21 protein-coding genes are annotated in these 22160 nt (G+C 62.4%); 10 read left to right on the top strand and 11 right to left on the bottom strand.

Translation table 11 applies throughout. The features are described from left to right. Positions 1-14: 14 nt before the first annotated feature. The 7 genes from A0U94_RS10980 to A0U94_RS10950 all read right to left on the bottom strand — a co-directional run bounded on the left by A0U94_RS10980 (position 15) and on the right by A0U94_RS10950 (position 6880). The gene (locus tag A0U94_RS10980) at positions 15-620 is read right to left on the bottom strand and encodes a response regulator transcription factor (RefSeq protein ID WP_062028613.1); all 606 of its coding nucleotides are present in this window, start codon (positions 618-620) and stop codon (positions 15-17) included. Continuing rightward, positions 617-1741: a sensor histidine kinase gene (locus tag A0U94_RS10975; protein ID WP_099253128.1), complete on the bottom strand. Its 1125-nt coding sequence runs from the start codon at positions 1739-1741 to the stop codon at positions 617-619. Before A0U94_RS10975 ends, A0U94_RS10980 begins: the two co-directional genes overlap by 4 nt. Next, entirely contained in the window at positions 1741-2292 is a 552-nt protein-coding gene (locus tag A0U94_RS10970; RefSeq protein WP_077803388.1) for a hypothetical protein, read from the bottom strand. The genes A0U94_RS10975 and A0U94_RS10970 overlap by 1 nt, the downstream gene beginning before the upstream one ends. Before the next feature lie 107 nt (positions 2293-2399). Beyond that, positions 2400-3650, bottom strand: a complete 1251-nt coding sequence (gene tyrS, locus A0U94_RS10965) for a tyrosine--tRNA ligase (protein WP_062028609.1) — start codon at positions 3648-3650, stop codon at positions 2400-2402. 116 nt (positions 3651-3766) lie between these two features. Then, positions 3767-5173 carry a hypothetical protein gene (locus tag A0U94_RS10960; protein WP_077803387.1) on the bottom strand — a complete coding sequence of 469 codons (1407 nt, stop codon included), beginning with the start codon at positions 5171-5173 and terminating at the stop codon, positions 3767-3769. Next, the gene (locus A0U94_RS10955) at positions 5170-6096 is read right to left on the bottom strand and encodes an ABC transporter ATP-binding protein (protein WP_077803386.1); all 927 of its coding nucleotides are present in this window, start codon (positions 6094-6096) and stop codon (positions 5170-5172) included. The genes A0U94_RS10960 and A0U94_RS10955 overlap by 4 nt, the downstream gene beginning before the upstream one ends. Positions 6097-6214: 118 nt before the next feature. Then, positions 6215-6880, bottom strand: coding sequence for an alpha/beta hydrolase (locus A0U94_RS10950; RefSeq protein WP_062028603.1), 666 nt, complete (start codon positions 6878-6880; stop codon positions 6215-6217). A gap of 137 nt (positions 6881-7017) precedes the next feature. On the opposite strand from A0U94_RS10950, the gene A0U94_RS10945 reads away from it, so the two are divergent. Genes A0U94_RS10945 through A0U94_RS10925 form a run of 5 tightly spaced genes read left to right on the top strand, consistent with a single transcriptional unit; the run spans position 7018 to position 11349 of the window. Then, positions 7018-8118 carry a cysteine desulfurase family protein gene (locus A0U94_RS10945; protein ID WP_077803385.1) on the top strand — a complete coding sequence of 367 codons (1101 nt, stop codon included), beginning with the start codon at positions 7018-7020 and terminating at the stop codon, positions 8116-8118. A 14-nt stretch (positions 8119-8132) separates the two neighbouring features. After that, positions 8133-9275: a cysteine desulfurase family protein gene (locus A0U94_RS10940; protein WP_077803943.1), complete on the top strand. Its 1143-nt coding sequence runs from the start codon at positions 8133-8135 to the stop codon at positions 9273-9275. Positions 9276-9296: 21 nt separating this feature from the next. Next, complete coding sequence (locus A0U94_RS10935; RefSeq protein ID WP_062027361.1) at positions 9297-9611, top strand: ferredoxin family 2Fe-2S iron-sulfur cluster binding protein; 315 nt, start codon at positions 9297-9299, stop codon at positions 9609-9611. 5 nt (positions 9612-9616) lie between these two features. Continuing rightward, entirely contained in the window at positions 9617-10702 is a 1086-nt protein-coding gene (gene mnmA / locus A0U94_RS10930; RefSeq protein ID WP_077803384.1) for a tRNA 2-thiouridine(34) synthase MnmA, read from the top strand. After that, positions 10702-11349: a glutathione S-transferase family protein gene (locus A0U94_RS10925; protein ID WP_077803383.1), complete on the top strand. Its 648-nt coding sequence runs from the start codon at positions 10702-10704 to the stop codon at positions 11347-11349. Before mnmA ends, A0U94_RS10925 begins: the two co-directional genes overlap by 1 nt. Before the next feature lie 3 nt (positions 11350-11352). On the opposite strand, the gene A0U94_RS10920 is transcribed toward A0U94_RS10925, so the two are convergent. Beyond that, on the bottom strand, positions 11353-11574 hold the full coding sequence (locus tag A0U94_RS10920) for a hypothetical protein (protein WP_077803382.1): 222 nt from the start codon (positions 11572-11574) through the stop codon (positions 11353-11355). Positions 11575-11819: 245 nt separating this feature from the next. Here A0U94_RS10920 and A0U94_RS10915 point away from each other — a divergent pair, with 245 nt between their 5' ends. Further along, positions 11820-13094: a cation:proton antiporter gene (locus tag A0U94_RS10915; protein ID WP_062027353.1), complete on the top strand. Its 1275-nt coding sequence runs from the start codon at positions 11820-11822 to the stop codon at positions 13092-13094. Between the two features lie 111 nt (positions 13095-13205). Beyond that, positions 13206-13664 carry a hypothetical protein gene (locus A0U94_RS10910; protein WP_077803381.1) on the top strand — a complete coding sequence of 153 codons (459 nt, stop codon included), beginning with the start codon at positions 13206-13208 and terminating at the stop codon, positions 13662-13664. A 32-nt stretch (positions 13665-13696) separates the two neighbouring features. On the opposite strand, the gene A0U94_RS10905 is transcribed toward A0U94_RS10910, so the two are convergent. Then, entirely contained in the window at positions 13697-15196 is a 1500-nt protein-coding gene (locus tag A0U94_RS10905; RefSeq protein ID WP_167369381.1) for a hypothetical protein, read from the bottom strand. Positions 15197-15203: 7 nt separating this feature from the next. Next, positions 15204-16133, bottom strand: coding sequence for a hydrogen peroxide-inducible genes activator (locus tag A0U94_RS10900; protein ID WP_062027349.1), 930 nt, complete (start codon positions 16131-16133; stop codon positions 15204-15206). Positions 16134-16379: 246 nt separating this feature from the next. Between A0U94_RS10900 and ahpC the strand changes: the two genes are divergently transcribed. From ahpC to A0U94_RS10885, 3 genes are all read left to right on the top strand, one after another. After that, positions 16380-16943, top strand: coding sequence for an alkyl hydroperoxide reductase subunit C (gene ahpC, locus A0U94_RS10895; RefSeq protein WP_077803379.1), 564 nt, complete (start codon positions 16380-16382; stop codon positions 16941-16943). 124 nt (positions 16944-17067) lie between these two features. After that, entirely contained in the window at positions 17068-18639 is a 1572-nt protein-coding gene (ahpF, locus tag A0U94_RS10890; protein ID WP_077803378.1) for an alkyl hydroperoxide reductase subunit F, read from the top strand. A gap of 49 nt (positions 18640-18688) precedes the next feature. Next, positions 18689-19321, top strand: coding sequence for a LysE family translocator (locus A0U94_RS10885; protein WP_062027343.1), 633 nt, complete (start codon positions 18689-18691; stop codon positions 19319-19321). Between the two features lie 115 nt (positions 19322-19436). Here the strand turns inward: A0U94_RS10885 and acnA are convergent, their stop codons facing one another. Further along, complete coding sequence (gene acnA, locus A0U94_RS10880; protein ID WP_077803377.1) at positions 19437-22130, bottom strand: aconitate hydratase AcnA; 2694 nt, start codon at positions 22128-22130, stop codon at positions 19437-19439. Positions 22131-22160: the final 30 nt, after the last annotated feature.

The following is a 22160-nucleotide window of genomic DNA, read 5'->3' as shown; positions in this document are numbered from 1 at the left end:
TAGCGGCGGGGCGCTTACAGCCAGCCGTTCGCTCGGGCGATCCGGCCGGCTTCTATGCGGTTCCGGGCATCCAGCTTCTGGACGATTTCCGAGAAATAATTGCGGACTGTTCCTGAGGACAGGGACAGTTCTTCCGCAATTTCGCGGTTCGTGCGCCCGGCTTCGGCCAGGCGGAGCATGGTGCGTTCGCGTTCGGAAAGGGGATCAGGCAGGGCGTCCCAGACGGCTTCGGCCAGATCGGGGGCGATGGCCCGTCCACCCGCGGCGACCTTGCGGATGGCGGCGGCAAGCTGCGTGATGGGGGCGTCCTTGAGCATGTAGCCGCGCACCCCCGCCTGAAGCGCGCGCCGCAGATAGCCGGAGCGTCCAAAGGTTGTCACGATCATGACGCGGCTGGGGAGATTTTCCTGAAGGATTTTCTCGGCAAGTTCGATGCCCGTGACATGGGGCATTTCGATGTCGGTCAGGACCACATCCGGGCGGTGCTCGCGGATCAGGTCGAGCGCCTCGCGCCCGTCAGTGGCGCGTCCGACGATCTGGATATCGTCTTCAAGATGCAGCAGGGCCTCGAAGGCATCGAGGAGCATGGTCTGGTCTTCGGCAAGGATGAGGCGGATCATGGCAGCGTCGTCGCAGTCAGTGTGAAGCCCTGGGGGCGGGGAGAAATGGTCAGGGTGCCGCCCGAGGCGGCAAGTCTGGCGCGCATGCCGCGCAGACCGTTGCCTTCGACGATGGCCCGGGCGGGTTTTGTGGCCTGAAGCGGGCCGTCATCTTCGAGAGTGAAGGTGTGGATGTGTCCGCTGGCATCGTACAGGAAGGTCAGGGTGCAGGTCCGCGCTTCGGAATGGCGGATGACGTTCGTAACGGCTTCGCGCAGGGCCAGGGCAAGCACGCTGTTCGGCGGGGCGTCGGCGGGAGGGGCGCGGCCGGTCAGTGCGAGTGTGATGCCTGCGGTGTGCAGGGCCTTGCGGGCACGGTCCATTTCCCGCAGGAGGGACGCGCCGTTCATGCCGGATACGGCTTCGCGCACTTCGCGCAGGGATGTGCGGGCGATCTGGCTGATTTCGTTGATTTCCTGCCGGGCGCGGGGGGGATCAGCCATGAACAGCCGTTCTGAGAGTTCGGCCTTGACGGAAATGACAGTCAGGGAATGGCCCAGAAGATCGTGCAGGTCGCGGGCGATGCGTTCGCGCTCTGCTGTGGTGGCGAGGGTACGGATCTCGTTCTGGGCTTCGCGAAGTTCGAAATTGCGGATGCCGAGCTGCCACTGCACCAGTGTGCCCATATAGGTGATGATGCTGAAAAAGGCGCCGGGAATGACTTCCAGTGTGGTCTTGTGCCGGAAGTGGCCGGAGATGATGAGCACGACCTGCAACAGGATGACCATCGTGATGGACTGTCGCCTTTCGGGAAGGCGTGCACACATTCCGGCGGCGAAAATGCAGTAGACTTCCCAGTCGCCATGCGTCCAGGCACAGGCATAGCCGATCAGATCGGTGAGGATGATTTCGCCATAGCCGTAATAGCGGTCTTTGCGGTAGGGCGCGAAATAGACCAGCAGGAACAGCAGCATGGCCGCTGCCGAGAACAGGACGCCCGGAAGTGTGGGGCGGTGATAGCCCAGCAGCCAGGGAACCGGATAGAACAGCAGGTAGCTCAGATAGGCTACCAGATAGTGGTTGAAGTGCGGCCAGGGCGTCTTGCGATCCGCCAGATGGCGGGAGAGGGAATCCGCGGCCATCAGGTGAGGGTGATGGAAGCCGGTTCCGCAGGCAGGAACAGGCCGGACCGCCACAGCCGCACCGCGCTTCCGGCCCAGATGGCAACGGCCGTGCCAAAACCTGCGACTTCCAGATGGTGAGGTTCGGGCAGAAGCATGGAAAGGCCGGAAATCAGGACAATGGCGCCGCCCATGAAGACATGCACCGGTTCTTGCAGGGCGCGGCCCAGCGGGACGTAGGACAGGCCGATGATGGCCCCGAGCATCGGATAGAACAGGTCCAGCCGGTGATGGGAATGGGTCCATGATGCGGCAGCGAAAATCCCTACGAAACGCAGGATCTTGATGCGACGGGTCAGCTTCGGGTCAACGGAGATTTCGGGGCGTCGGAGGATGAGGTCGCGGCGGGCGAACCCGAGGACAAGAAGGAGCGTCGGGATGGCGATGAGCGCGACGGTCAAGGCCGGGGGAAGACTGGCCGCCTGTGCGCCGCGCGTGGCCCAGACGGCGGCGAAGGCCAGCCCTGCACAGTCAGTCAGCAGACCACGCCAGTTTTTGCGTTCCGTCATCATCCGCGCCGTGTCTCCGTTGGGCACCCTGCGGCGAGAATGCCCGTTCCGGAGGAGAAAAAACAGGGTATCCTGTCAGGAGTGGCAGATGACATTGGTCATGAGGGGTTTCAGACCGGACGGAGCAGGATGTGCTTTTTCTTGCCGGACGACACCTTCAGGACGCCGTCGCGCAGATCGTCGAGGGTGAAGGTCTGGTTCTCGTCCGAGACCACCACGTCATTGACGCGACCGCCTCCGCCACGGATCAGGCGGCGCGCTTCTCCGCCACTTGCGGCCAGTCCGGCTTCCTGAAAGACGCGGAATGCGGGCAGGCCCTCGGCGAGCAGAGTGGCGGGCAGGTCGATCTCCGGCAGGGCAGCCTGTGTGGAACCCTGCTCGAACACACGCCGGGCCGTCTCAGCGGCCTCTTCGGCAGCGGCGCGGCCGTGGCAGATGGCGGTGGCTTCGGTTGCGAGGATCTTTTTGGCCTCGTTGATGTCCGCGCCTTCAAGCGCGCCGAGACGTTCGCACTCCTCGACGGGAAGGTCCGTGAAGAGTTTGAGGAAACGGCCGACATCGGCGTCTTCGGTGTTGCGCCAGAACTGCCAGTATTCGAAGGCCGGCAGACGCTCCGCCCGGACCCATGTGGCGCCGTTGGCGGACTTGCCCATTTTCGCACCCGAGGAGGTGGTCACGAGCGGCGTGGTCAGACCGAAGATCTGCTTGCCATCGGTACGGCGGGCCAGATCAATGCCCGAGACGATGTTGCCCCACTGGTCCGAACCGCCCATCTGGAGAACGGCGCCGTGGCGGCGGTTCAGTTCGCGGAAATCGTAGGACTGGAGAATGGAGTAGTTGAACTCCAGAAATGTCAGGCCCTGTTCCCGCTCCAGACGCTGCTTCACGCTGTCGAAGGACAGCATGCGGCTGATGGAGAAATGCGCGCCGACATCCTGCAGCAGGTCGATGTAGGAGAGCTTGTCCAGCCAGTCGGCATTGTTTGCGAGGATGGCGCCGCTGGAGGGATCTTCGTCGCTGAAGGTGATGAACTGGCGCAGGGACTTTTCGATCCCCGCAATGTTGTGCGCGATTGTCTCGTTCGTGATGAGGGAGCGGGCCTCGTCGCGGAAGGACGGATCGCCGATCTTGGCCGTACCGCCGCCCATCAGGGCGATCGGGCGGTGGCCATGTTTCTGGAGCAGGCGTAACGCCATGATGGAGAGCGCATTGCCGACATGCAGGGAGTCTGCTGTCGGATCGAAACCCACATAGGCGGTGATCGGTCCGGCCAGCAGGGCCTCGTCGAGGGCGTCGAGGTCGGTGCACTGGAAGATCAGGCCGCGGGCCTGGGCTTCGAGAAGGAACGGACTCTTTGTCATGGGTCGGTCTTGCTACGCTACTGCTGAAAAGAAGGGACACAAACCCTAGCATGACCGGGACCGAAGCGGAAACTCCGGAGCCCGGCGAGGCATCGGGCCGGGCGCTTATTCGACGCTTACTCGGTCTCGTAAGGCCAGTCGGAGCGGGCCATGCGCGACGGAACAACAAAGAAGCACAATGCCCCAAGGGCTGCGAGAGCCAGAGCGATAGGCCCGAAGATGCGGGTTCCCAGAATGAACGGGTTGCAGATCTGGAGCAGGAAGGCCGGGGCGATGCTGGCCGCAACGATAATGCCCTGCGGAGGCTGCTTCATGACGAGAAACGGCAGCGGGCAGCAGAATGTCACCCCGAGCATTGCGACCAGAAGTTCCGCGCCATCCAGCAGGGCATGGGTGGGGGTAAGGGGTTTGAAGAGCGTGACCGGCAGCATGAGGCTCAGCGTCCGGAGCGGGGCCGTCATGAAAATTCTGCTGGCTTTGGCGGCGAACACTGAGCGCACGAAACTGAGCCGGCTGCCGAAACGTCCCGTCGTCAGGAGCAGCGGCCAGTGCTTGCGGTTGCTGATCCAGCCGTCCTGAAGGGCGATCAGGATCGTCATGCCGGGCGTCAGATGGGCAATCCGGGTGCCGAAAGAGCCGTGTCCGAGTGGCAGGCTGCCCATGAACAGGATGATGCTGGCAGGCATGATCAGGCTGATCAGCAGGTCGTTGCGCTGGCTGGTCGGGGAGGCTGGGGAGAGGAGCATCTGCCGGAGCTGATAGAAGCTGAGATCCTGCGGTGCGACGCGCGGGGCGCTGTCAGGCATCGCAAATTCCGGGGCAGATGCCGTAACGCCATCCGTGGGCGCCAGCATGGCCGGGGAGTGCAGACGGTTGGGCAGCGTCATGATGGCCGCCGTCAGCAGGCTCATCATGGCGAGATCGGCCGGGATGGTCAGGACGGCCGGGCGCGTGAGTGCCCAGAGCGGAAAATCTGTTGCGAAGGTCAGGAGCACCAGGCCGAGCAGCAGGGTGACGCCAATCACCGTCATGATGCCCTTGACCCTGCGGGATGTCTGCTGCGGCGGGGCGTACCACTGGACGACGGCCGGAACCGTGTTGAGAAGGGTGTAGAACAGCGTGTCATGCAGGGGCAGTCCGCTCCAGGCCAGCAGGCCTGCGAGGGCGATGATGGCCACAATGGACGTCAGGGCTGCGGCGCGGGCCTCGGCGTGAAGCAGGCCCGGGATGGCTGGGGCCTGGGACGCGCCGATCTGGTTGCCGGAATGGGTTTGCAGGCAGTTCTGTATAAAGGTTGCGGCGATGGCGGCGTTGAAGACGTTGGCGTGTTTAAGCGCCTTTTCCAGCCCCTGCGTCAGGAGGGCCGTGTGCAGATCATGGGCCGTCATGCCCGCAAGAAAGATGAAGAATCCGGCCGTATAGACCATCGGATTGCCGACGATAAAAACGCGTGTGCCGTACAGCCGCAGCGCGCGGATCGTGTCTTTGCGTTCCAGTGCGCCCGAGGGCAGGAAACTCATCATGCCGCGCTGTCCGATCCTTCAGCATGGGCCGGGGTCGTGCGGGGGGCTGTGATTTCCAGAAAGGCGTCCTCGAAATCCGGCACGACTGTCAGGGTATTTTCGGGGAGACTGAGGTCTCCTGTCCAGCCATGCACCAGCAGCGCATCGGGGCGCTGTCCGAGGATCTGGACGTCCGGGGGGAGGAGCGCGAGAAGCTGGGCAGGCGCGGGGTGTTCGAGCCAGCGTGTGGTGGCGCGGAACGTCCCGGTCGGCACGTCCAGCACCACGCGACCCTGCCGGACGAACAGCAGACGCGAGCACATACGTTCAAGATCGGACAGGATATGCGACGAAATCAGGATGCTCGCGCCCGTCCGCTGCGTGTAGGCGTCGAGCAGGTTCATGAAGTCGCGCCGGGCATGGGGGTCCAGGCTGGCGACGGGTTCGTCCAGAACCAGAAATTCGGGATTGTGACGCATGGCGAGAACGATGGCCAGACGCTGTTTCTGACCACCCGACAGCGCGCGCACCTGTTTTTTCGGATCGAGGACTGCCCAGGCGATCAGGGCAGGATCAACGGGAGGAAGTTCGCCGTAGAAGGCGGCGATATAGTCCATGAGCTGGCCGACGCGGAAATTGCCAAACCCGGTCATGGTCTGGGGCACGAAACCGGTTCTGGCCCGGATTTCACGCGGGAGAGCTGCGATGCTGTGACCGAAAATGTCGATGCAGCCGCCATCCGCGAGCAGGAAGCCCATGAGGCAGCCAATCAGTGTGGATTTCCCGGCCCCGTTGCGCCCCAGAAGGGCCACGGTTTCGCCCTGCGCGATGGAGAAGGAGACGTCGTCCAGTGCTTTGAAACTGCCAAAGCTCTTGGTGAGGTGCGAGACCTCGACGGGGAGGGACAGGGGAGCGCCGGGGTGCAGAATGTTTCGGTCTTGCATGAAATATCCGGTTACATATTTGTCTGGACAGGGCAAGAAAATCCGGGGGCCGGAATCAAAAAGGCTCTCCGTGAGGGAGAGCCTTTTTGAAGGTGTCTGGCGGGAATTATGTCCCGGATCAGTCTGCGGCCAGAGCCAGTGCCTTGCGGCCGCGCATCGTGTTGACGTGGTCTTCAAGCGCTTCGCCGACACGGTCGGCCTGTTTGGCGAAGATGTGGTCGGCGTCGTCGAAAATGCGGTAGTCGACGGTAACGTTCTTCTGGGTGTTGAGCTTGTCCACCAGCTTGTGAATGCCGGGTTCGGGCGCCATTTCGTCCTTGCCGCCGGCGATCATGAGGCCTCCACAGGGACAGGGGGCCAGAAAGCCGAAATCGTAGTCGTTGGCCGGGGGAGCTACGCTGATCCAGCCGCTGATTTCAGGGCGGCGCATCAGAAGCTGCATGCCGACGAAGGCACCAAAGGAATAGCCCGAGATCCACAGTTCGGTGGAGTTCGGGTTCACCATCTGCATCCAGTCGAGGGCTGCTGCCGCATCGGAAATCTCGCCAATACCGCCGTCATAACGGCCCTGGGAGCGGCCGACGCCACGCGAATTGTAGCGCATGACCGAGAAACCCATTTTCTCGAAGCTGCGATACATCGTGTACGTGATACGGTTGTTCATGGTGCCGCCGTGGAGCGGATGGGGATGCAGCACCAAAGCAAGCGGAGCGTTGGGTTCGCTGGAGTGGTGGTAACGACCCTCAAGCCGACCGTCTGGGCCGGCGAACATCACTTCAGGCATGAATACTCTCGCGCTGTGTCAGGCAGGATTGGAACTCTGCCGTCCGGTGGTGCTGTGTATACCGATTCGCAAAAGCCGATTTCCACCAAAATCGACATACCATTGCGATTTCCGCCCGTTTGCCCAATCTGGAAAACATGATGACTGCGCTGAAAACTGTTTCCGGGACGACCTATCTGGACGCCAATGCCACCGAGCCCCTGCGCCCCTGTGCGAAGGAGGCGGCGCTGGAGGGGATGATGCTGTCGGGAAACCCGTCTTCGGTCCATGCTGAAGGGCGGGAAGCGCGCCGGTTCCTTGAAGACGCCCGCAGCCGGATGGCAGCGGGTTTCGGGCGGATTTCCGGCACCTGCGTGTTCACGTCCGGGGCGACGGAAGCCGATGCGATGGCGGTTCATGCTTTCGGGCAGGGACGCCGGATTTTTGTTGGGGCTACGGAACATGATGCCATCCTCAAGGCCGCGCCCAGAGCTGAAATCCTGCCTGTGAACGGGGACGGGATTGTGGATGTGGAACACCTCCGGGCTCGGCTGCGCGAGAGCGGCCCGGCACTGGTCTGTGTGATGTCCGCCAATAACGAGACGGGGGTGCTTTCGCCGCTGGAGGATGTGCTGGCGGTCTGTCGCGACTCGGGTGCGCATTTGCATGTGGACGCTGTGCAGAGTGCGGGACGGGTGCCGTTCGCGCTGGGCGGGTGCAGTGTTGCGGTGTCGGGGCACAAGATGGGGGGGGCTAAAGGGGCTGGCGCGCTGCTGCTGGCGGAAGATGAGCCCATGGATGCGCTTGTGGCGGGGGGTGGTCAGGAACGGGGCCGCCGGGGCGGGACGCAGGCGCTTCCGGCCATTCTGGGCATGGCGGCGGCGTTTGATGCGGCGCGTCTGCAGGACTGGGCTCCCATACAGCGTCTCCGGGATCGGGTCGAAGCCGCGGCGAAAGCTGTTGGGGCGCGGGTTGCCGGCGAGGCGGTGGCGCGGCTGCCGAATACGAGCTGTCTGATTCTGGATGGTGTGGCGGCGCAGGTGCAACTCATGACGCTGGATCTGGCGGGGTTCTGCGTGTCTGCGGGCTCGGCCTGCTCGTCAGGGAAAGTGTCGTCTTCGCATGTGTTGCGGGCGATGGGGGAGACGGAGGGTGCCGCGCAGGCCATCCGTGTTTCGCTTCCCTGGAATGTGCAGGAGGCTCAGGTCGAGGCGTTCTGTGAGGCGTATGAGACGATGGCGCGTCGGCTGCGGAAATGATCGGGGCAATGGGCATGATCTATCTCGATCACTTTTCGACAACGCCGTGTGATCCGGCGGTCGTGAAGGCCATGCTGCCCTGGTTCGGGGAGGATTTCGGCAATCCGCACAGTCTGCATGGGCCGGGGCGGAAAGCGGCGCAGGCCGTGGAGCGGGCGCGGGAGAGCGTGGCGCGGCTCATCGGGGCGGAAGCGCGGGAGATCGTGTTCACGTCCGGTGCGACGGAAGCGAACAACCTCGCCATCAAGGGGGCGGCGCGGCATCTGGCGCGGCTGGGCGATCCGCGACGGCGGATCATCACAGTCGCAACCGAGCATAAATGCGTTCTGGAATCGGTGCGGGCGCTGGCGTCTGAAGGCTTTGAGGCGGTTGTGCTGGGCGTGGATGCTGACGGGCGGGTTGATCCCGAGGCTTTGCGCAAGGCGCTGGAGGTGCCGACGCTGCTGGTCAGTATCATGGCGGCGCACAACGAGACCGGCGTGTTGCAGGATATTCCGCAGCTTGCGGGGATCGTGAAGGCGGCGGGCGCGCTGATGCATGTCGATCTGGCGCAGATGGCCGGGAAAATGCCGGTATCGCTGAAGGATGTGGATCTGGCGTCCGTGTCCGCGCACAAGATGTACGGGCCGAAAGGGATCGGAGCGCTGTATGTCCGGCGTCGTCCGCGTGTCCGGCTGGAGCCGCTTTTTTCCGGAGGCGGGCAGGAGCGCGGGTTCCGCTCCGGAACGCTGCCGACACCGCTGGTTGTCGGGTTTGGAGCGGCTGCGGAGCTGGCTGCGGCGAGCATGGCCGAGGAAGCCGTGCGGCAGGCGGTGCTGCGGGATGATCTGTGGGCGCAGCTTCAGAGCGGCCTGCCGGGGATTGCCCTGAACGGGCGCACCGTGCCTCGTCTGGCGGGGGCGCTGAATGTCTGTCTGCCCAAGGGACTCCGGGCGCTGGACGTGCTGGAAGCCTGCCCGGATGTTGCCGCTTCGACCGGATCGGCGTGTACGGCGGCGGAGATTGCACCCTCTTATGTCCTGACGGCGATGGGACTTTCTGCGCAGAAGGCGTCGCAATGCTTGCGCCTGTCGGTCGGACGCTCTACCTCCAAGGCCGATATTGACCGTGCGGCCGGGCTTCTGATCGCAGCCGCGCGGACGTGCCAACCCAAGTGAAACCGGAAAAAGCGTACGACTATGCCCAAGATGACCTTTATCGAGCGTGATGGAACCCGTCGTGACGTGGACGCGCCTGTCGGACTGTCGGTGCTGGAAATCGCGCACAAGCACGACATTGACCTTGAAGGCGCCTGCGAAGGCTCGCTGGCCTGCGCGACCTGCCATGTGGTCGTCGATCCGGACTGGGCCGCCAAGCTGGGCACGCCGACGGATGACGAGGAAGACATGCTCGATCTGGCGTTCGGTCTGGAAAAGACGTCCCGTCTGGGCTGCCAGATCGTTATGACGGATGCGCTGGATGGCCTGACCGTTCGCCTTCCGAAGGCGGGCTGAGCACCATGCGGATCCTCGTTGCCATGTCGGGAGGCGTGGACAGTTCCGTAGTGGCCGCGCTGCTCAAACGGCAGGGCCACGAGGTGATTGGCGCGACCCTCCAGCTTTACGACCACGGACAGGCGGCCAAGCCGGGCGCGTGCTGTGCGGGGCGTGACATCATGGATGCGCGCGCCGTGGCGGACCGTCTGGGCTTCCCGCACTACGTCATTGATGCGGAAAGCCGCTTCCGTGACAGTGTGGTCGAGAGCTTTGCGGATGCCTATGCGCGTGGCGAAACGCCTGTTCCCTGCGTGGCCTGCAATCAGGGCGTGAAGTTCACGGATCTTCTGGGCATGGCGCGGGATCTGGGCTGCGAGGCCATGGCGACCGGGCATTACGTCCGCCGTGTCGAAGGGCCGGAAGGGGCGGAAATGCACCGTCCCGTCGATGCGGAGCGGGACCAGACCTGGTTCCTGTTCGCGACGACAAAAGACCAGCTCGATTATCTGCGCTTTCCGCTGGGCGAGATGCCGGACAAGGCGCATGTGCGTGCGCTGGCCGAAGAGCTGGGGCTTTCCATCGCCGCCAAGCCGGACAGTCAGGACATCTGTTTCGTCCCCACCGGCTCCTATGCCGAACTGGTCGAGAAGCTGCGTCCGGAAGTACGGGGCGAGGGCGAGATCGTGGACGAGGCTGGCCAGGTTCTGGGCCGGCACGAAGGCGTGGCGCGCTATACAGTCGGGCAGAGCAAGCGTCTGGGGGACATCCACACCGCGACGGGCGAGCGCCAGATGGTGACGCGCATTGATGTGCCCAAGCGGCGCATCGTGGTCGGGCCGCGCGTGCAGCTTTCGGAAGCCGACAGCCGCCGGACCGTGCGCCTGCGCGACATGAACTGGCTGATCGACGCCCCGGCTGAGGGCGTGCGCTGTGGCGTACAGATCCGCGCGCGGGAAAAGCTGCGTGAGGCGCTTGTAAAGCCGCTGGAGAATGGTGGCGCGCTGGTGGAACTGAACGAGGCCGCGATGCCCGCGCCCGGTCAGGCCTGTGTGCTGTATGACGGAAGCCGCGTGCTGGGTGGCGGCTTTATTACTGCGGGAGACGCCTGATGGCGGGTATGCTGCTTCTGGGGTCGCGTCGGTATTCGTCCTGGTCTCTGCGGGGCTGGCTGGCTGTGCGGCTGGCGGGGCTGGATGTGACGGAAGAGGTCATTGCGCTCAAGGGCGCTGGCCGGACAACCGAGATCCATGCGCGCTCGCCCAACCGGATGGTGCCGTATCTTCAGCATGACGGCGCGGATGTCTGGGAAAGTCTGGCGATCTGCGAATACTGTGCCGAAATCGCACCCTCGCTTTGGCCTGAAGACCGGATCGTGCGGGCCCATGCCCGCAGCATCAGCGCGCAGATGCATGCCGGTTTCCGCCCGATCCGCCAGAACTGCTCCATGGATGTTGAGCGTACTCCCGCGCCTCTGCCGGAAATCAGCGATGAACTTGCGGCCGATGTGGCGCTGCTGAGCCGCACGCTCAAGGACGCGCTTCTCCGCTCTGGCGCGCCGACGACGTTCCTCTTCGGGGAGCGGATGACGGTGGCGGACTGCATGTATGCGCCGGTTGCCATCCGCATTCACACGTTTGAACTGGCTGTTGATCCGGTCGTGAAGACCTGGGTGCGGACGATGCTCGATCATCCGCTGCTGCGGGAATGGTATGCGCTGGCCGAGGCCGAACCGGCGGAGTGGCGTCTCGTTTACTGAGACCTAGTGGTGGACGAAGCCCATGCCGGTCTGGAGAGCGGTTCTGAAGACTTCTCCCCAGAGATTGCCGTTGCCGCCCATGCCACCACCACCGTGGGTGTGGTCGCTTTTGACCGTATAGGCGGGATCATCGTCGTCACCGCTGGCCGACGTCATGTCGGGCGGGGCGTGTGAGGCGCAGGCTGCGAGCAGGATGAAAACGGCGATAGCGCAGGTCTTTGTCACGAAATCCGTTTCCTCCGGTTGCTGATATGCCGAAGAGTGCGTTCTGCCGTAACGTCTGTCATGTCAGGAACGGTAAGGAAGCGTAAGCGTACGGCCTGTGAGAAGTGACCTCCGGAAGGGCTGTTGCGGTTTTCGGAAGAAACTTCGGTGTACCCCGAGCAGTTAAGCAGGGTGGATCTGTCTGCGTGCGGCCTGTCATGGCCTGAGTCGTTGCCGGAGCAGAGATCGGGGAAGGAAATGCGGTCATGAATTCTCTGGGGCTGTTTGCTCTGCTGCTGGCTGTGGCGACCCTGCTCGGAATCATCAATTACCGGACCCTCAGACTTCCACTGGCCATCGGAATTCTGCTGATTTCGATGGTGATCTCCCTGATCGTCATGCTCCTGAACCCTTTGTTTCCTGGATATGATCTTCAGCAGGTTCCGCAGAACCTTCTGGGAACGATCAATCTGCCCCGGACCCTGCTGGATGGAGCGCTGTCCTTCCTGCTGTTTGCAGGGGCGATGCAGGTCGATCTGGGGATGCTGGTGTCGCGCGGAAAGTCGGTCGCGGCGCTGGCGATCGTGGGGACGTCACTGGCCGTGGCGCTGATGGCGGTTCCGGTGTGGTTTATTTTTCCTGTATTCGGGCTTTCCGTGCCTTTCAGCTGGTGCGTGCTGCTGGGTGCGATGCTTGCGCCAACCGATCCGGTATCGGTGGTAGGCATGCTGCGGCGTCTGGGACTGCCACCCGCGCTTCAGGCGACGTTCGCGGGGGAGAGCCTGTTCAACGATGGCGTGGGTGTCGTTTTTTATGGAACGATGATCGGGCTGGCCACGGGTGATATTGCGTCCGTTTCGGCCAGTGATTTCGTTTTGCGATTTCTGGTTGAAGCCGTGGGAGGCGGGCTGTTCGGCGCTTTTACGGGCTGGCTGGCGCTTCTGCTGCTTCGCGGCGTGGAGGACGCGCAGATCGACCTGCTGGGTTCTCTGGCGCTCGCGGCCGGGACGTATAGTCTTGCGAACGGGTTGCACATGTCCGGGCCGATTGCGGTGGTGGTTGCCGGAATGAGCCTGGCCAGCAAGGCGGGGCACCGCGCCATCACGCAGAAATCCCGTGAGGAAATGGTGGGGTTCTGGAACCTGATTGATGAGATCCTGAACGCCTTGCTGTTCCTGCTGATCGGGTTCGAACTGCTGGAAATCCGGCCGCATCTGGCGCCGTTCCTGATGATGCTGGTGGCAATTCCGCTGTCGGTTCTGGTGCGCGGCGCAAGTGTTTTCCTGTCGACCATTCCCGTGCATCTGCAACCCGGCGAGCGCGGGCGCGCTCTTGGGCTTCTGACATGGGGTGGGCTGCGGGGCGGTATTTCCGTTGCGCTCGCGCTGGGGCTCCCGGCGGGAGAACTACGCGATACATTGTTGCCCGTCTGTTATGGGGTGGTGGTGTTTACGATCATCGTTCAGGGTCTGACGATGGGGCGGGTGGTGCGCTGGCTCTACCCCGAAAAGCCTTCCATTGATGAAGCGCCGCCTGCCTGAAAGCCCCTTGAAACGCCAGTTCCGCAAAAGGTGTTGGGCAGGGTCTGTGGGTTCCGAAAGAGGGCTGTGATAGGTTCGGAAAACAGAGAGTTCTGCTGGAGCATTTTACAGATGGTACGTTTGAAGCATGTCACGTTAGCCGCGGCTTTGGGAGCGGCGCTTGTTGCTCCGCATCTTGCGTCCGCGACGCCGCTGCCGGGCCAGACGGCCTGCTGGCAGTCGAATGTCGGCGAGGACCCGCGCCCGGAAATCAGCTGCCAGACCCTGTCGCCGGAATTCCTGCGCAAGCTGGAGCATGCCACTCCGGCTCAGGTCACCAAACTGTTCGCGGTGCCGGGAAAAGACGGAAAACCGACCTATTTCGAAGGTGTGGGCAAAATCCCGGGTTTCTATAACGGCTATGTCGAACTGGTTTACACTAAAGGCCATGTCACGAATGTGAGCGCGGTGACGACCGAGTTCCAGAAGAACGGCATGGCGGGTGACGAAATGGATTTCCGCTGGGATTCCGTGAAGGGCGAGTGTTCAGACTTCCCCGGTTCGACCCATCGCTGCAACGCGGCCGAATAAGGTCTGGTTTTCAGACCCTGTTTCCTTCCCGTTCAAGGTACGGCGGGAAGGGGGGGCAGACTGGCGGGCGGCAGGACATGAAGCGTTGTCTTGCCGAAATACCGCATCGCGGACTGAACTTCCCATCCGCTTCCACCCACATGGTAGGTGCCCGGCTCCCAGCGCCAGTAGTAGAAGGCGGGTGAAGCCGTGCCTTGCGTATAGGTCATCTCGGTCCCTGCCGACAGGCCTGACGCCCAGACGCGGTCATGAGCGGCTTCCTCCAGCGGCAGACCTGCGAGAGCGAGGGACAGGTCCGAAAGGCGCCACCGCATTGTCCATCCTGTAAACAGCAGAAGCCCTGCAAGCGCGCAGATCTGGAGGGTCGTTTCTCTTTTTCGGTCGTCAGAAGATATCCTGAATTTTGCCGATAAAATCGTGCTGAGTCCCGCAGCAAGCAGCAGGACAAGAAGGATGGAGAAGTCCAGCCGGAAAGTTTCATGGCGCTGACAGCAGAGAAAGCCAAATGCGTAAAAAGCGGCGGCGATCGTCAGGTACATTGTGCCTGAAAGTGCAAGGGCTGGGGCCATAAGCGTACGCAAGGCCGGTCGGATGCCACAGACCATGAAGAGTGCAGTAAATGCGCCGGTCAGGAGGGCTTTCAGGACCACCCCGCTGGCAAGGGCTTTCCTGGTGAAGAGGCTCCCCGAGCTTATTTCGTCCGGCTGAAGGGCGAACAGCGTTTTCAGAAACGGGCGAAATGCCGCAGCAAGGCTTGCTCTGATATGTCCATGGGTGGGCGTGAAGGGAAATCCACTGCCGCCCATTCTGTGATTGAAAATCATCACCGTAAACACACAGAGTCCAATACCCGTCGGCAGGAGCAGCCATCTGCTCCGCCCCAGCGGGAAGGTCCGACGGCCGCTCAGGCTCTCAAATCCGCGCATTCCCAGCCAGAGCATTCCGAAAAACACTCCGGCTTCGCTTGATGCCAGAGCCAGGGTCAGCAACAGAGCCTCGGCCCGGAGAGACAGGGTATTGCTGATCTTCAGCAGGATCAGCCCACAGGCAGCGGCAAGGACGGGAAGATGGGCAATGGTTCCCATCGGCCAGTAGAACAGGTCTGCGGAAGGGTGGCCGAGCATGAAAATGGCTGCGAGGGACACGGCAATCAGCAGGCGCATCGTGATAGGTGCAGCGCTTCGACGGAGGAAGGGCACAAAGGCTATCGCAGCACAAAACAGCCATGTGAGGGCCAGAAAGATCCATGCCAGTGGCTTATGCACGGCGTTGGCGAGCGTTCCGTAGGCGAATATGACAATTTCCGAGAATGGACGTGGGCTCCAGTGCAGCAGTCTGTCCGACAGAAAGGCCAGACCATGCTCCCGGATATTGGCAAAATAGTCGTATTCGTCTCCCTGCCAGACAGAAGCCGGGAGAATGGCGGCCTGCAGGGCGATGACACTGAGCATCACGCACAGGACAACGCCATAGGCTGTTCCGAGGATGTTCGGTTCAGCGGAACGTGGAGCCGGGGATTGGGAAGGCTTCACAAGGGTTTCAGCCACAGGTGTGGCAGTGCTCTGGTGTGATGCTGCGAAGATATGCCGCGAAATCGCGAAAGACTGGAGCCCGTGGGTCCGATGCGCGCCAGGTCAGACCGATCGTGCGGCGTGCTTCGGGTTCGGGGAGCGGACGGACGGTAATGAGATCCTCGAAATCCACCCGGTTGCGCAGCGCAAGCTGAGGGATGAGGGAAAACCCTTCGCCGGCTCCGATCATGTACCACAGCATTTCAAGGCTGGTGGCCAGGCGCTGCTCGCCTTCGCGCGGAACCGTCGGGCAGATGGACAGGGCCTGATCGCGCAGGCAGTGCCCGTCTTCCAGAAGCAGAAGATCCGGGCGGCCGAGCTGGCTGAGAGAGAGTTTCGGCTTCTGGGCCAGTTCATGCGTGTTGGGAAATACGGCGAGGAACGACTCTTCGAAAATTGGTGCGCTTTCCAGAGCCTCAGAAGGCGCGGGCAATGCCATCAGGGCGACGTCCAGCTCGCTGTTGCGCAGGGCATGCACGAGTGTGTCTGTCATGCTTTCGCGCAGGCGCAGGCTGAGCGCCGGATAATGCTCCCGCAGGCGTGGCAGAAGGCCCGGAATGTAATATGGGCCGAGCGTGGGAATGACGCCGAGCCGCAGCGCGCCTTCCATCGGGCCGGTCTGGGCGCGGGCGACTTCAAGAAGATTGCGCGCCGCCGCGAGAACTTCGCGCCCGAGTGTAAGCAGGCGCTCGCCATCGGGGGTTGGCGCAACGTGACGCCGTGAGCGTTCAAAAAGGGTGACGTCCAGAAGCTGTTCGAGCTTGCGGACCTGTTCGGACAGCCCGGCCTGACTGACGCCGCAGCGTTCGGCCGCACGGGAGAAGTTGCGCAGGTCATCGACCGCGACCACATATTCGATATCGCGCAGGGACAGGCCGGAGAGGGGAACATAGCTCATATTTTATAGATAGGATCGAATAACGTTATGGGGAAGTCCGGTTTTGCCTGTCAGGGAAAAATTGCATCGCAAAAGGCTGTTTCCTGAAGGTATGGCGCATCTCATGATCGGGAGTCTTGATATCTTCATCTCACAAGTTCGGTTTTAGCGATCAGTCATATTGACAGGAACTGTTTCCTGTCTCTCTCTTTCTGTGTGACACAGAGTCCGCAACACAACACCAACCCAAGGTCAGGAGACAGTCTGATGGTTCGCATCAACTCCCCGCTGAAGCCCTTCTCTACCGATGCTTTCCGCAACGGTGAGTTCCTCACGGTCACGGACTCCGACGTTCGCGGCAAATGGTCCGTTTTCTTCTTCTATCCGGCCGACTTCACGTTCGTCTGCCCGACGGAACTTGAAGACCTCGCCGACAACCAGGCCGCTTTCGACAAGCTGGGCGTGGAAATCTATTCCGTCTCCACGGACAAGCATTTCACGCACAAGGCCTGGCACGACACCTCCCCGGCCATCGGCAAGATCAAGTACACGATGCTGGGCGACCCGACGGGCGCGATTGCACGCAACTTTGATGTGCTGATCGAAGAAGCCGGTCTGGCCGATCGCGGCACGTTCCTGATCGATCCGGAAGGCAAGATCCAGTACATCGAAATCACCGCCGGTGGCGTTGGCCGTAGTGCAACCGAGCTGCTGGAGAAGATCCAGGCTGCGCAGTATGTCGCAAGCCATCCGGGCGAAGTCTGCCCGGCCAAGTGGAAGGAAGGCGGCGAAACGCTGAAGCCGTCCCTCGACCTCGTCGGCAAGATCTGATCCTTTCCGGATCCGATCAGGGTGGGGCTTTCGGGCTTCACCCGCTCCGCCTCCTGAGGGAGGCGGCTGCGCCGGACAGTCTTCCGGTTCCAAATTGTCCAGTCCCGAAATCCGGAGAAAAAACATGCTTCAGGACGACCTGAAAACCCAGATGCGCGCCTATATGGAGTACCTGCGTGATGCGGTCGTGCTTGAGGCGACCCTTGGCGCGGATGCCCGCTCTGCTGAAGTGCGCGGCCTGCTGGAAGACATTGCCAGCCTGTCCCCCAAGGTGACGTTTTCGGAGAAGGGACAGGGTCCCCGCACACCGTCCTTCGTGATCCGCCGTCCGGATACGGATATTCAGGTCTGCTTTGCGGGCCTGCCGATGGGGCACGAGTTTACGTCGCTTGTTCTGGCGCTGCTGCAGGTCAGCGGCCATCCGCCGAAGATCGAGGCGGATGTGGTCGAACAGATCCGTGCGCTGGACGGCGACTTCCACTTCGAGACGTATTTCTCCCAGTCCTGCCAGAACTGTCCGGACGTGGTGCAGGCGCTCAATGCGATGAGCGTGCTGAACCCGAAGATCCATCACACCGCCATTGATGGTGCGGATTTTCAGGACGAAGTAGAGCGTCTCGGCATCCGTTCGGTCCCGCAGGTTTATCTGAATGGCGAGCCTTTCGCGTCGGGGCGGATGGAAGTGGCGGATATTCTCGCCAAACTGGACACCGCTTCTGTTGCCCGGTCGGCGGAAAAGCTGAACGATATGGCGCCGTTTGACGTGCTGGTACTTGGCGCCGGGCCTGCGGGCGATGCGGCGGCGATCTATTCTGCCCGTAAGGGTCTGCGCACGGGTCTTGTGGCGGAGCGGTTTGGTGGTCAGGTCATGGACACGGCCGGGATCGAGAACTTCATCTCCGTGCAGGAAACGGAAGGGCCGAAGCTCTCGGCCGCGCTTGAAGCCCATGTGCGGCAGTATGATGTGCAGATCATTGCGTCCCAGCTTGCGGCAAAGCTGATCCCGGCTGAGGAAGTCGGTGGTCTGCACCAGATCGTTCTGGAAAGCGGGGCCACCCTGCGCTCGAAGACGGTCATCATTGCGACTGGTGCGCGCTGGCGGCATCTGGGTGTGCCGGGCGAGGACGAGTACCGCACGAAGGGCGTGGCCTACTGCCCGCATTGCGACGGCCCGTTCTACAAGGGGCGTCCGGTTGTGGTGGCTGGTGGCGGCAATAGCGGCGTGGAAGCGGCGATCGACCTTGCGGGGATCGTGTCGCACGTCACCCTGCTTCAGCGTGGCGCGCATCTGAAGGCGGACAAGGTGCTTCAGGACAAGCTGCTGAGCCTGTCGAATGTTACGGTCCTGACCAATGCCCTGACCACGAAGATCGAGGGTGACGGCAAGGAAGTGACCGGCCTGACCTATAGCGACGGCGATGGCGGCCTGCATCAGGTCAAGACGGATGGCGTGTTCATTCAGATCGGCCTGCTGCCCAATTCGGAGTGGCTGAAAGGCGCGCTGAAACTGAGCCCTTATGGCGAGATCGTCATCAACGATCACTGTGCCACATCCGTCCCTGGCGTATTTGCCGCAGGAGACGTGACGACCGTGCCTTACAAGCAGATCGTCATCGCGATGGGGGAGGGGGCGAAGGCCTCTCTGTCAGCATTCGATTATCTGATCCGTCTGCCGGTTCCGGCAAAGGAGGCCTGAGAAAAAGGGGGGGATTGGGGATTTGATAAACCGGGTGTAGGTTTCGATCATGCATCCTTATCTGATCCCGCTCCTGACCTTTGCCGCTGCCGCTGCGGTCTTTACGATCACGCCGGGCCTCGACACGGCTATGACGCTGCGAACCGCCACGACGTCCGGCTGGAAGGCCGGTCTGGCGGCCGTTGTGGGAATTTGTCTGGGGCTGGGGATCTGGGGGCTCGCGGCAGCATTTGGCCTCACGGCTCTGCTGGCGGCTTCGGAAACGGCGTTTACAGTCGTCAAATGGGCCGGTGCGCTTTATCTGGCGTGGCTTGGGATCGGGCTGATCCTGCATCCCCGTGCCTCTCTGGGGACAGCGGATGCAGCGCCGGTGCATGACGGCGCCCGCGCGGCCTTCCGCCGTGGACTGCTGACCAATCTGCTCAATCCCAAGGTCGGCATTTTCTACATGACGTTCATGCCGCAGTTCATTCCGCCGCATGTGAATGTGAAAGAGTTTTCGCTGCTCCTGACGGCCATTCAGGCCGTGCTGTCCTTCTCGTGGCTGGCACTCCTTGTCGCCATGACCGTACCGCTCGGGCGGTTCCTGTCGAGCACCACGGTTGTGCGGCGCATGGACCGGCTGACAGGCAGTATTTTTCTGGCGTTCAGTCTTAAACTGGCCCTGAGCCGGAGGGCCTGACCGATGACCAAAACCTATCTCTTCATGGTTTGCTTTGTCGTGGGAGCAACCTGTGCCGTTGTGTCTTACGGCGCCACCCATCATTAAAATGGCAGGGCCGAAGCCCCGCCATTTCTCAGTTCGCTGACGCCATTCCGCGAAGCACGTAGGGCAGGATGCCCCCGTTGCGGTAATAGTCAGCCTCATCGACCGTATCGACACGGCACAGCAGCGGGACATCCTGCGTGCTGCCATCCTGACGGGTGATCGTCATGGTCAGGGTTGCGCGCGGCGTGAGGGTTTCGATGCCGTGGATGGCGATCGTCTCCGTTCCATCCAGACCCAGCGTTTTCCACGTCGTACCCGGCTCGAAGGTCAGGGGCAGGACGCCCATGCCAACGAGATTGGAGCGGTGGATCCGCTCGAAGCTCTCTGCGATGACGGCCTTGATGCCCAGCAGGCGCGTGCCCTTCGCGGCCCAGTCACGCGACGAGCCCATTCCATATTCCTTGCCGCCGAACACCACGAGCGGCACGCCGTCTTGCGCATAGTGGCTGGCGGCATCATAGATGGACATTTCCGCACCATCGGGCTGATGCAGGGTGACACCGCCCTCGGTCCCCGGCGCCATCTCGTTGCGGATGCGGATATTGGCGAAGGTGCCCCGGACCATGACGCGGTCATTGCCGCGACGTGAACCGTAGGAATTGAAGTCCTTCACCGCGACCTGATGCTCCTGAAGATATACACCCGCAGGCGAAGAGGCCGCAATCGCACCGGCCGGGGAGATGTGGTCGGTCGTGATGTTGTCGCCCAGCAACGCGAGAATGCGCGCGCCGGCGATGTCCTTTGTGGGCGCAGGTTCGGCGGTCAGCCCATCAAAATAGGGCGGGTTCTGCACATAGGTCGAGCCTGGCTGCCAGTCATAGGTCGCTGAAGTGCCGGCCGAGGCCAGAGCCTGCCATTCCTTCGTGCCTTCCGTGATGTGGCTGTAACGCTCGACGAAGGCTTCGCGTGTGACGGCGGAGCCGATGAGTTCTGCGATCTCGTGGTTGGTCGGCCAGATATCGCGCAGATGGACCGGCGTGCCATCGGGTGCATGTCCCAGAACGGCCGTCGTGATGTCCTCGCGCATCGTGCCCAGAAGCGCATAGGCGACGACGAGCGGCGGGCTTGCGAGATAATTGGCCCGCACGTTTGGCGAAATGCGGCCCTCGAAATTCCGGTTGCCGGACAGGACCGAGGTTGCGACCAGACCATTGCCTTCAATGGCGTCCACAAGCTCTTTCGCCAGCGGGCCGGAATTGCCGATGCAGGTCGTGCAGCCATAGCCGACCGTCTCAAAACCCAGCGCGTCCAGATCGGCGCTCAGATCGGCGCGATCCAGATAGTCTGTCACGACCTGCGATCCCGGCGCCAGCGACGTTTTGACCCAGGGCTTCGGCATCAGGCCGAGCGCGCGGGCCTTGCGGGCCACCAGTCCGGCCGCGACCAGAACGGCCGGATTGGACGTGTTGGTGCAGGATGTGATGGCGGCAATGACGATGGAGCCGTGCCCGATCGCATACTCCGTTCCAGCGACAGGAGCGGTCTTGTGGGTATCGGCTGGCTTGACGCCCAGTGCGTCTGTCAGGGCTTTTTCGAAAGCCGGGGTGGCGGCGGAGAGTTCGATCCGGTCCTGCGGGCGCTTGGGGCCGGAAATGCAGGGCGTGACCGTGCCCAGATCCAGCGTCAGAACGTCCGAGAACACTGGCTCCGGCGTGGAGGCATCGCGGAACATGCCCTGTGCGCGCAGCCAGGACTCCGTCAGCGCAATGCGGTGTTCGTCACGGCCGGTCTGGCGCAGATAGTCGAGCGCCAGCGCATCGACCGGGAAAAATCCGCAGGTCGCGCCATATTCCGGGGCCATGTTTGCGATGGTCGCGCGGTCCGCGACCGGCAGGTGATCCAGCGCCGGGCCGAAGAACTCCACGAATTTGCCGACCACGCCCTTGGCGCGAAGCATCTGTGTGACCGTCAGAACCAGATCGGTCGCGGTCGTGCCTTCCGGCAGTCGTCCGTCCATCCGGAAGCCCACGACATCGGGGATGAGCATGGAAATCGGCTGTCCGAGCATGGCGGCTTCGGCCTCGATCCCGCCAACGCCCCAGCCCAGAACGCCCAGACCATTGACCATGGTCGTGTGGGAATCCGTACCATACAGCGTGTCGGGATAGGCATAGGTGACGTCGCCGACCGTTCCCGTCCAGACCACCTGAGACAGATATTCCAGATTGACCTGATGGCAGATGCCAGCACCCGGCGGGACGACGCGGAACTGGTCGAACGCTTCCTGGCCCCAGCGCAGGAACGCATAACGCTCACCATTGCGCTCGAATTCCAGCGAGACGTTCTGCTGGAGTGCATCCTTGCGTCCGGCGACGTCCACCATCACGGAATGGTCGATGACCAGATCGACGGGAACGAGCGGATTGACCTTCTGCGGATCACCGCCGAGTGAGACGATGCCGTCGCGCATGGCGGCCAGATCCACGACGGCCGGAACGCCGGTGAAATCCTGCATCAATATGCGCGCGGGCTTGAACGGGACTTCCTGAGTCGAATGCGCGGCTTTCGTCCAGTCAACGATCGCCTGCGCGTCCTCGACGCGATAGGTCGAACCATCCGTGAAGCGCAGGACGTTTTCGAGCAGCACCTTCAGGCTGACGGGCAGGCGCGAAATGTCGCCGAGTTTTTCAGCCGCGACGGGCAGGGAGAAATAGCGATAGGAGCGCCCCTCGATCGAAAGGTCGCGCTGGCAGTCCAGAAGGTCGTGTCCAACCTGTTTCATGATGGGAATGTTCCTTGGAGGGCTGTCAGA

Origin of the sequence: Gluconobacter albidus, assembly GCF_002005485.1 — a bacterium.
GTDB lineage: Bacteria > Pseudomonadota > Alphaproteobacteria > Acetobacterales > Acetobacteraceae > Gluconobacter > Gluconobacter albidus.
The sequence above is the reverse complement of the archived record's forward strand: the minus strand, read 5'-3'. Positions and strand labels throughout refer to the sequence as shown.

Bases quoted from the DNA above. Each gene is read 5' to 3' on its own strand.
- A0U94_RS10935 (WP_062027361.1), top strand. From the start codon at position 9,297: ATGCCCAAGATGACCTTTATCGAGCGTGATGGAACCCGTCGTGACGTG.
- mnmA (WP_077803384.1), top strand. From the start codon at position 9,617: ATGCGGATCCTCGTTGCCATGTCGGGAGGCGTGGACAGTTCCGTAGTG.
- tyrS (WP_062028609.1), bottom strand. From the start codon at position 3,650: ATGACAAAGAGTCCGTTCCTTCTCGAAGCCCAGGCCCGCGGCCTGATC.
- A0U94_RS10945 (WP_077803385.1), top strand. From the start codon at position 7,018: ATGATGACTGCGCTGAAAACTGTTTCCGGGACGACCTATCTGGACGCC.
- A0U94_RS10915 (WP_062027353.1), top strand. From the start codon at position 11,820: ATGAATTCTCTGGGGCTGTTTGCTCTGCTGCTGGCTGTGGCGACCCTG.
- acnA (WP_077803377.1), bottom strand. From the start codon at position 22,130: ATGAAACAGGTTGGACACGACCTTCTGGACTGCCAGCGCGACCTTTCG.
- A0U94_RS10885 (WP_062027343.1), top strand. From the start codon at position 18,689: ATGCATCCTTATCTGATCCCGCTCCTGACCTTTGCCGCTGCCGCTGCG.
- A0U94_RS10950 (WP_062028603.1), bottom strand. From the start codon at position 6,880: ATGCCTGAAGTGATGTTCGCCGGCCCAGACGGTCGGCTTGAGGGTCGT.
- A0U94_RS10910 (WP_077803381.1), top strand. From the start codon at position 13,206: ATGGTACGTTTGAAGCATGTCACGTTAGCCGCGGCTTTGGGAGCGGCG.
- A0U94_RS10955 (WP_077803386.1), bottom strand. From the start codon at position 6,096: ATGCAAGACCGAAACATTCTGCACCCCGGCGCTCCCCTGTCCCTCCCC.
- A0U94_RS10960 (WP_077803387.1), bottom strand. From the start codon at position 5,173: ATGATGAGTTTCCTGCCCTCGGGCGCACTGGAACGCAAAGACACGATC.
- A0U94_RS10970 (WP_077803388.1), bottom strand. From the start codon at position 2,292: ATGATGACGGAACGCAAAAACTGGCGTGGTCTGCTGACTGACTGTGCA.
- A0U94_RS10975 (WP_099253128.1), bottom strand. From the start codon at position 1,741: ATGGCCGCGGATTCCCTCTCCCGCCATCTGGCGGATCGCAAGACGCCC.
- ahpC (WP_077803379.1), top strand. From the start codon at position 16,380: ATGGTTCGCATCAACTCCCCGCTGAAGCCCTTCTCTACCGATGCTTTC.
- A0U94_RS10900 (WP_062027349.1), bottom strand. From the start codon at position 16,133: ATGAGCTATGTTCCCCTCTCCGGCCTGTCCCTGCGCGATATCGAATAT.
- ahpF (WP_077803378.1), top strand. From the start codon at position 17,068: ATGCTTCAGGACGACCTGAAAACCCAGATGCGCGCCTATATGGAGTAC.
- A0U94_RS10980 (WP_062028613.1), bottom strand. From the start codon at position 620: ATGATCCGCCTCATCCTTGCCGAAGACCAGACCATGCTCCTCGATGCC.
- A0U94_RS10940 (WP_077803943.1), top strand. From the start codon at position 8,133: ATGATCTATCTCGATCACTTTTCGACAACGCCGTGTGATCCGGCGGTC.
- A0U94_RS10925 (WP_077803383.1), top strand. From the start codon at position 10,702: ATGGCGGGTATGCTGCTTCTGGGGTCGCGTCGGTATTCGTCCTGGTCT.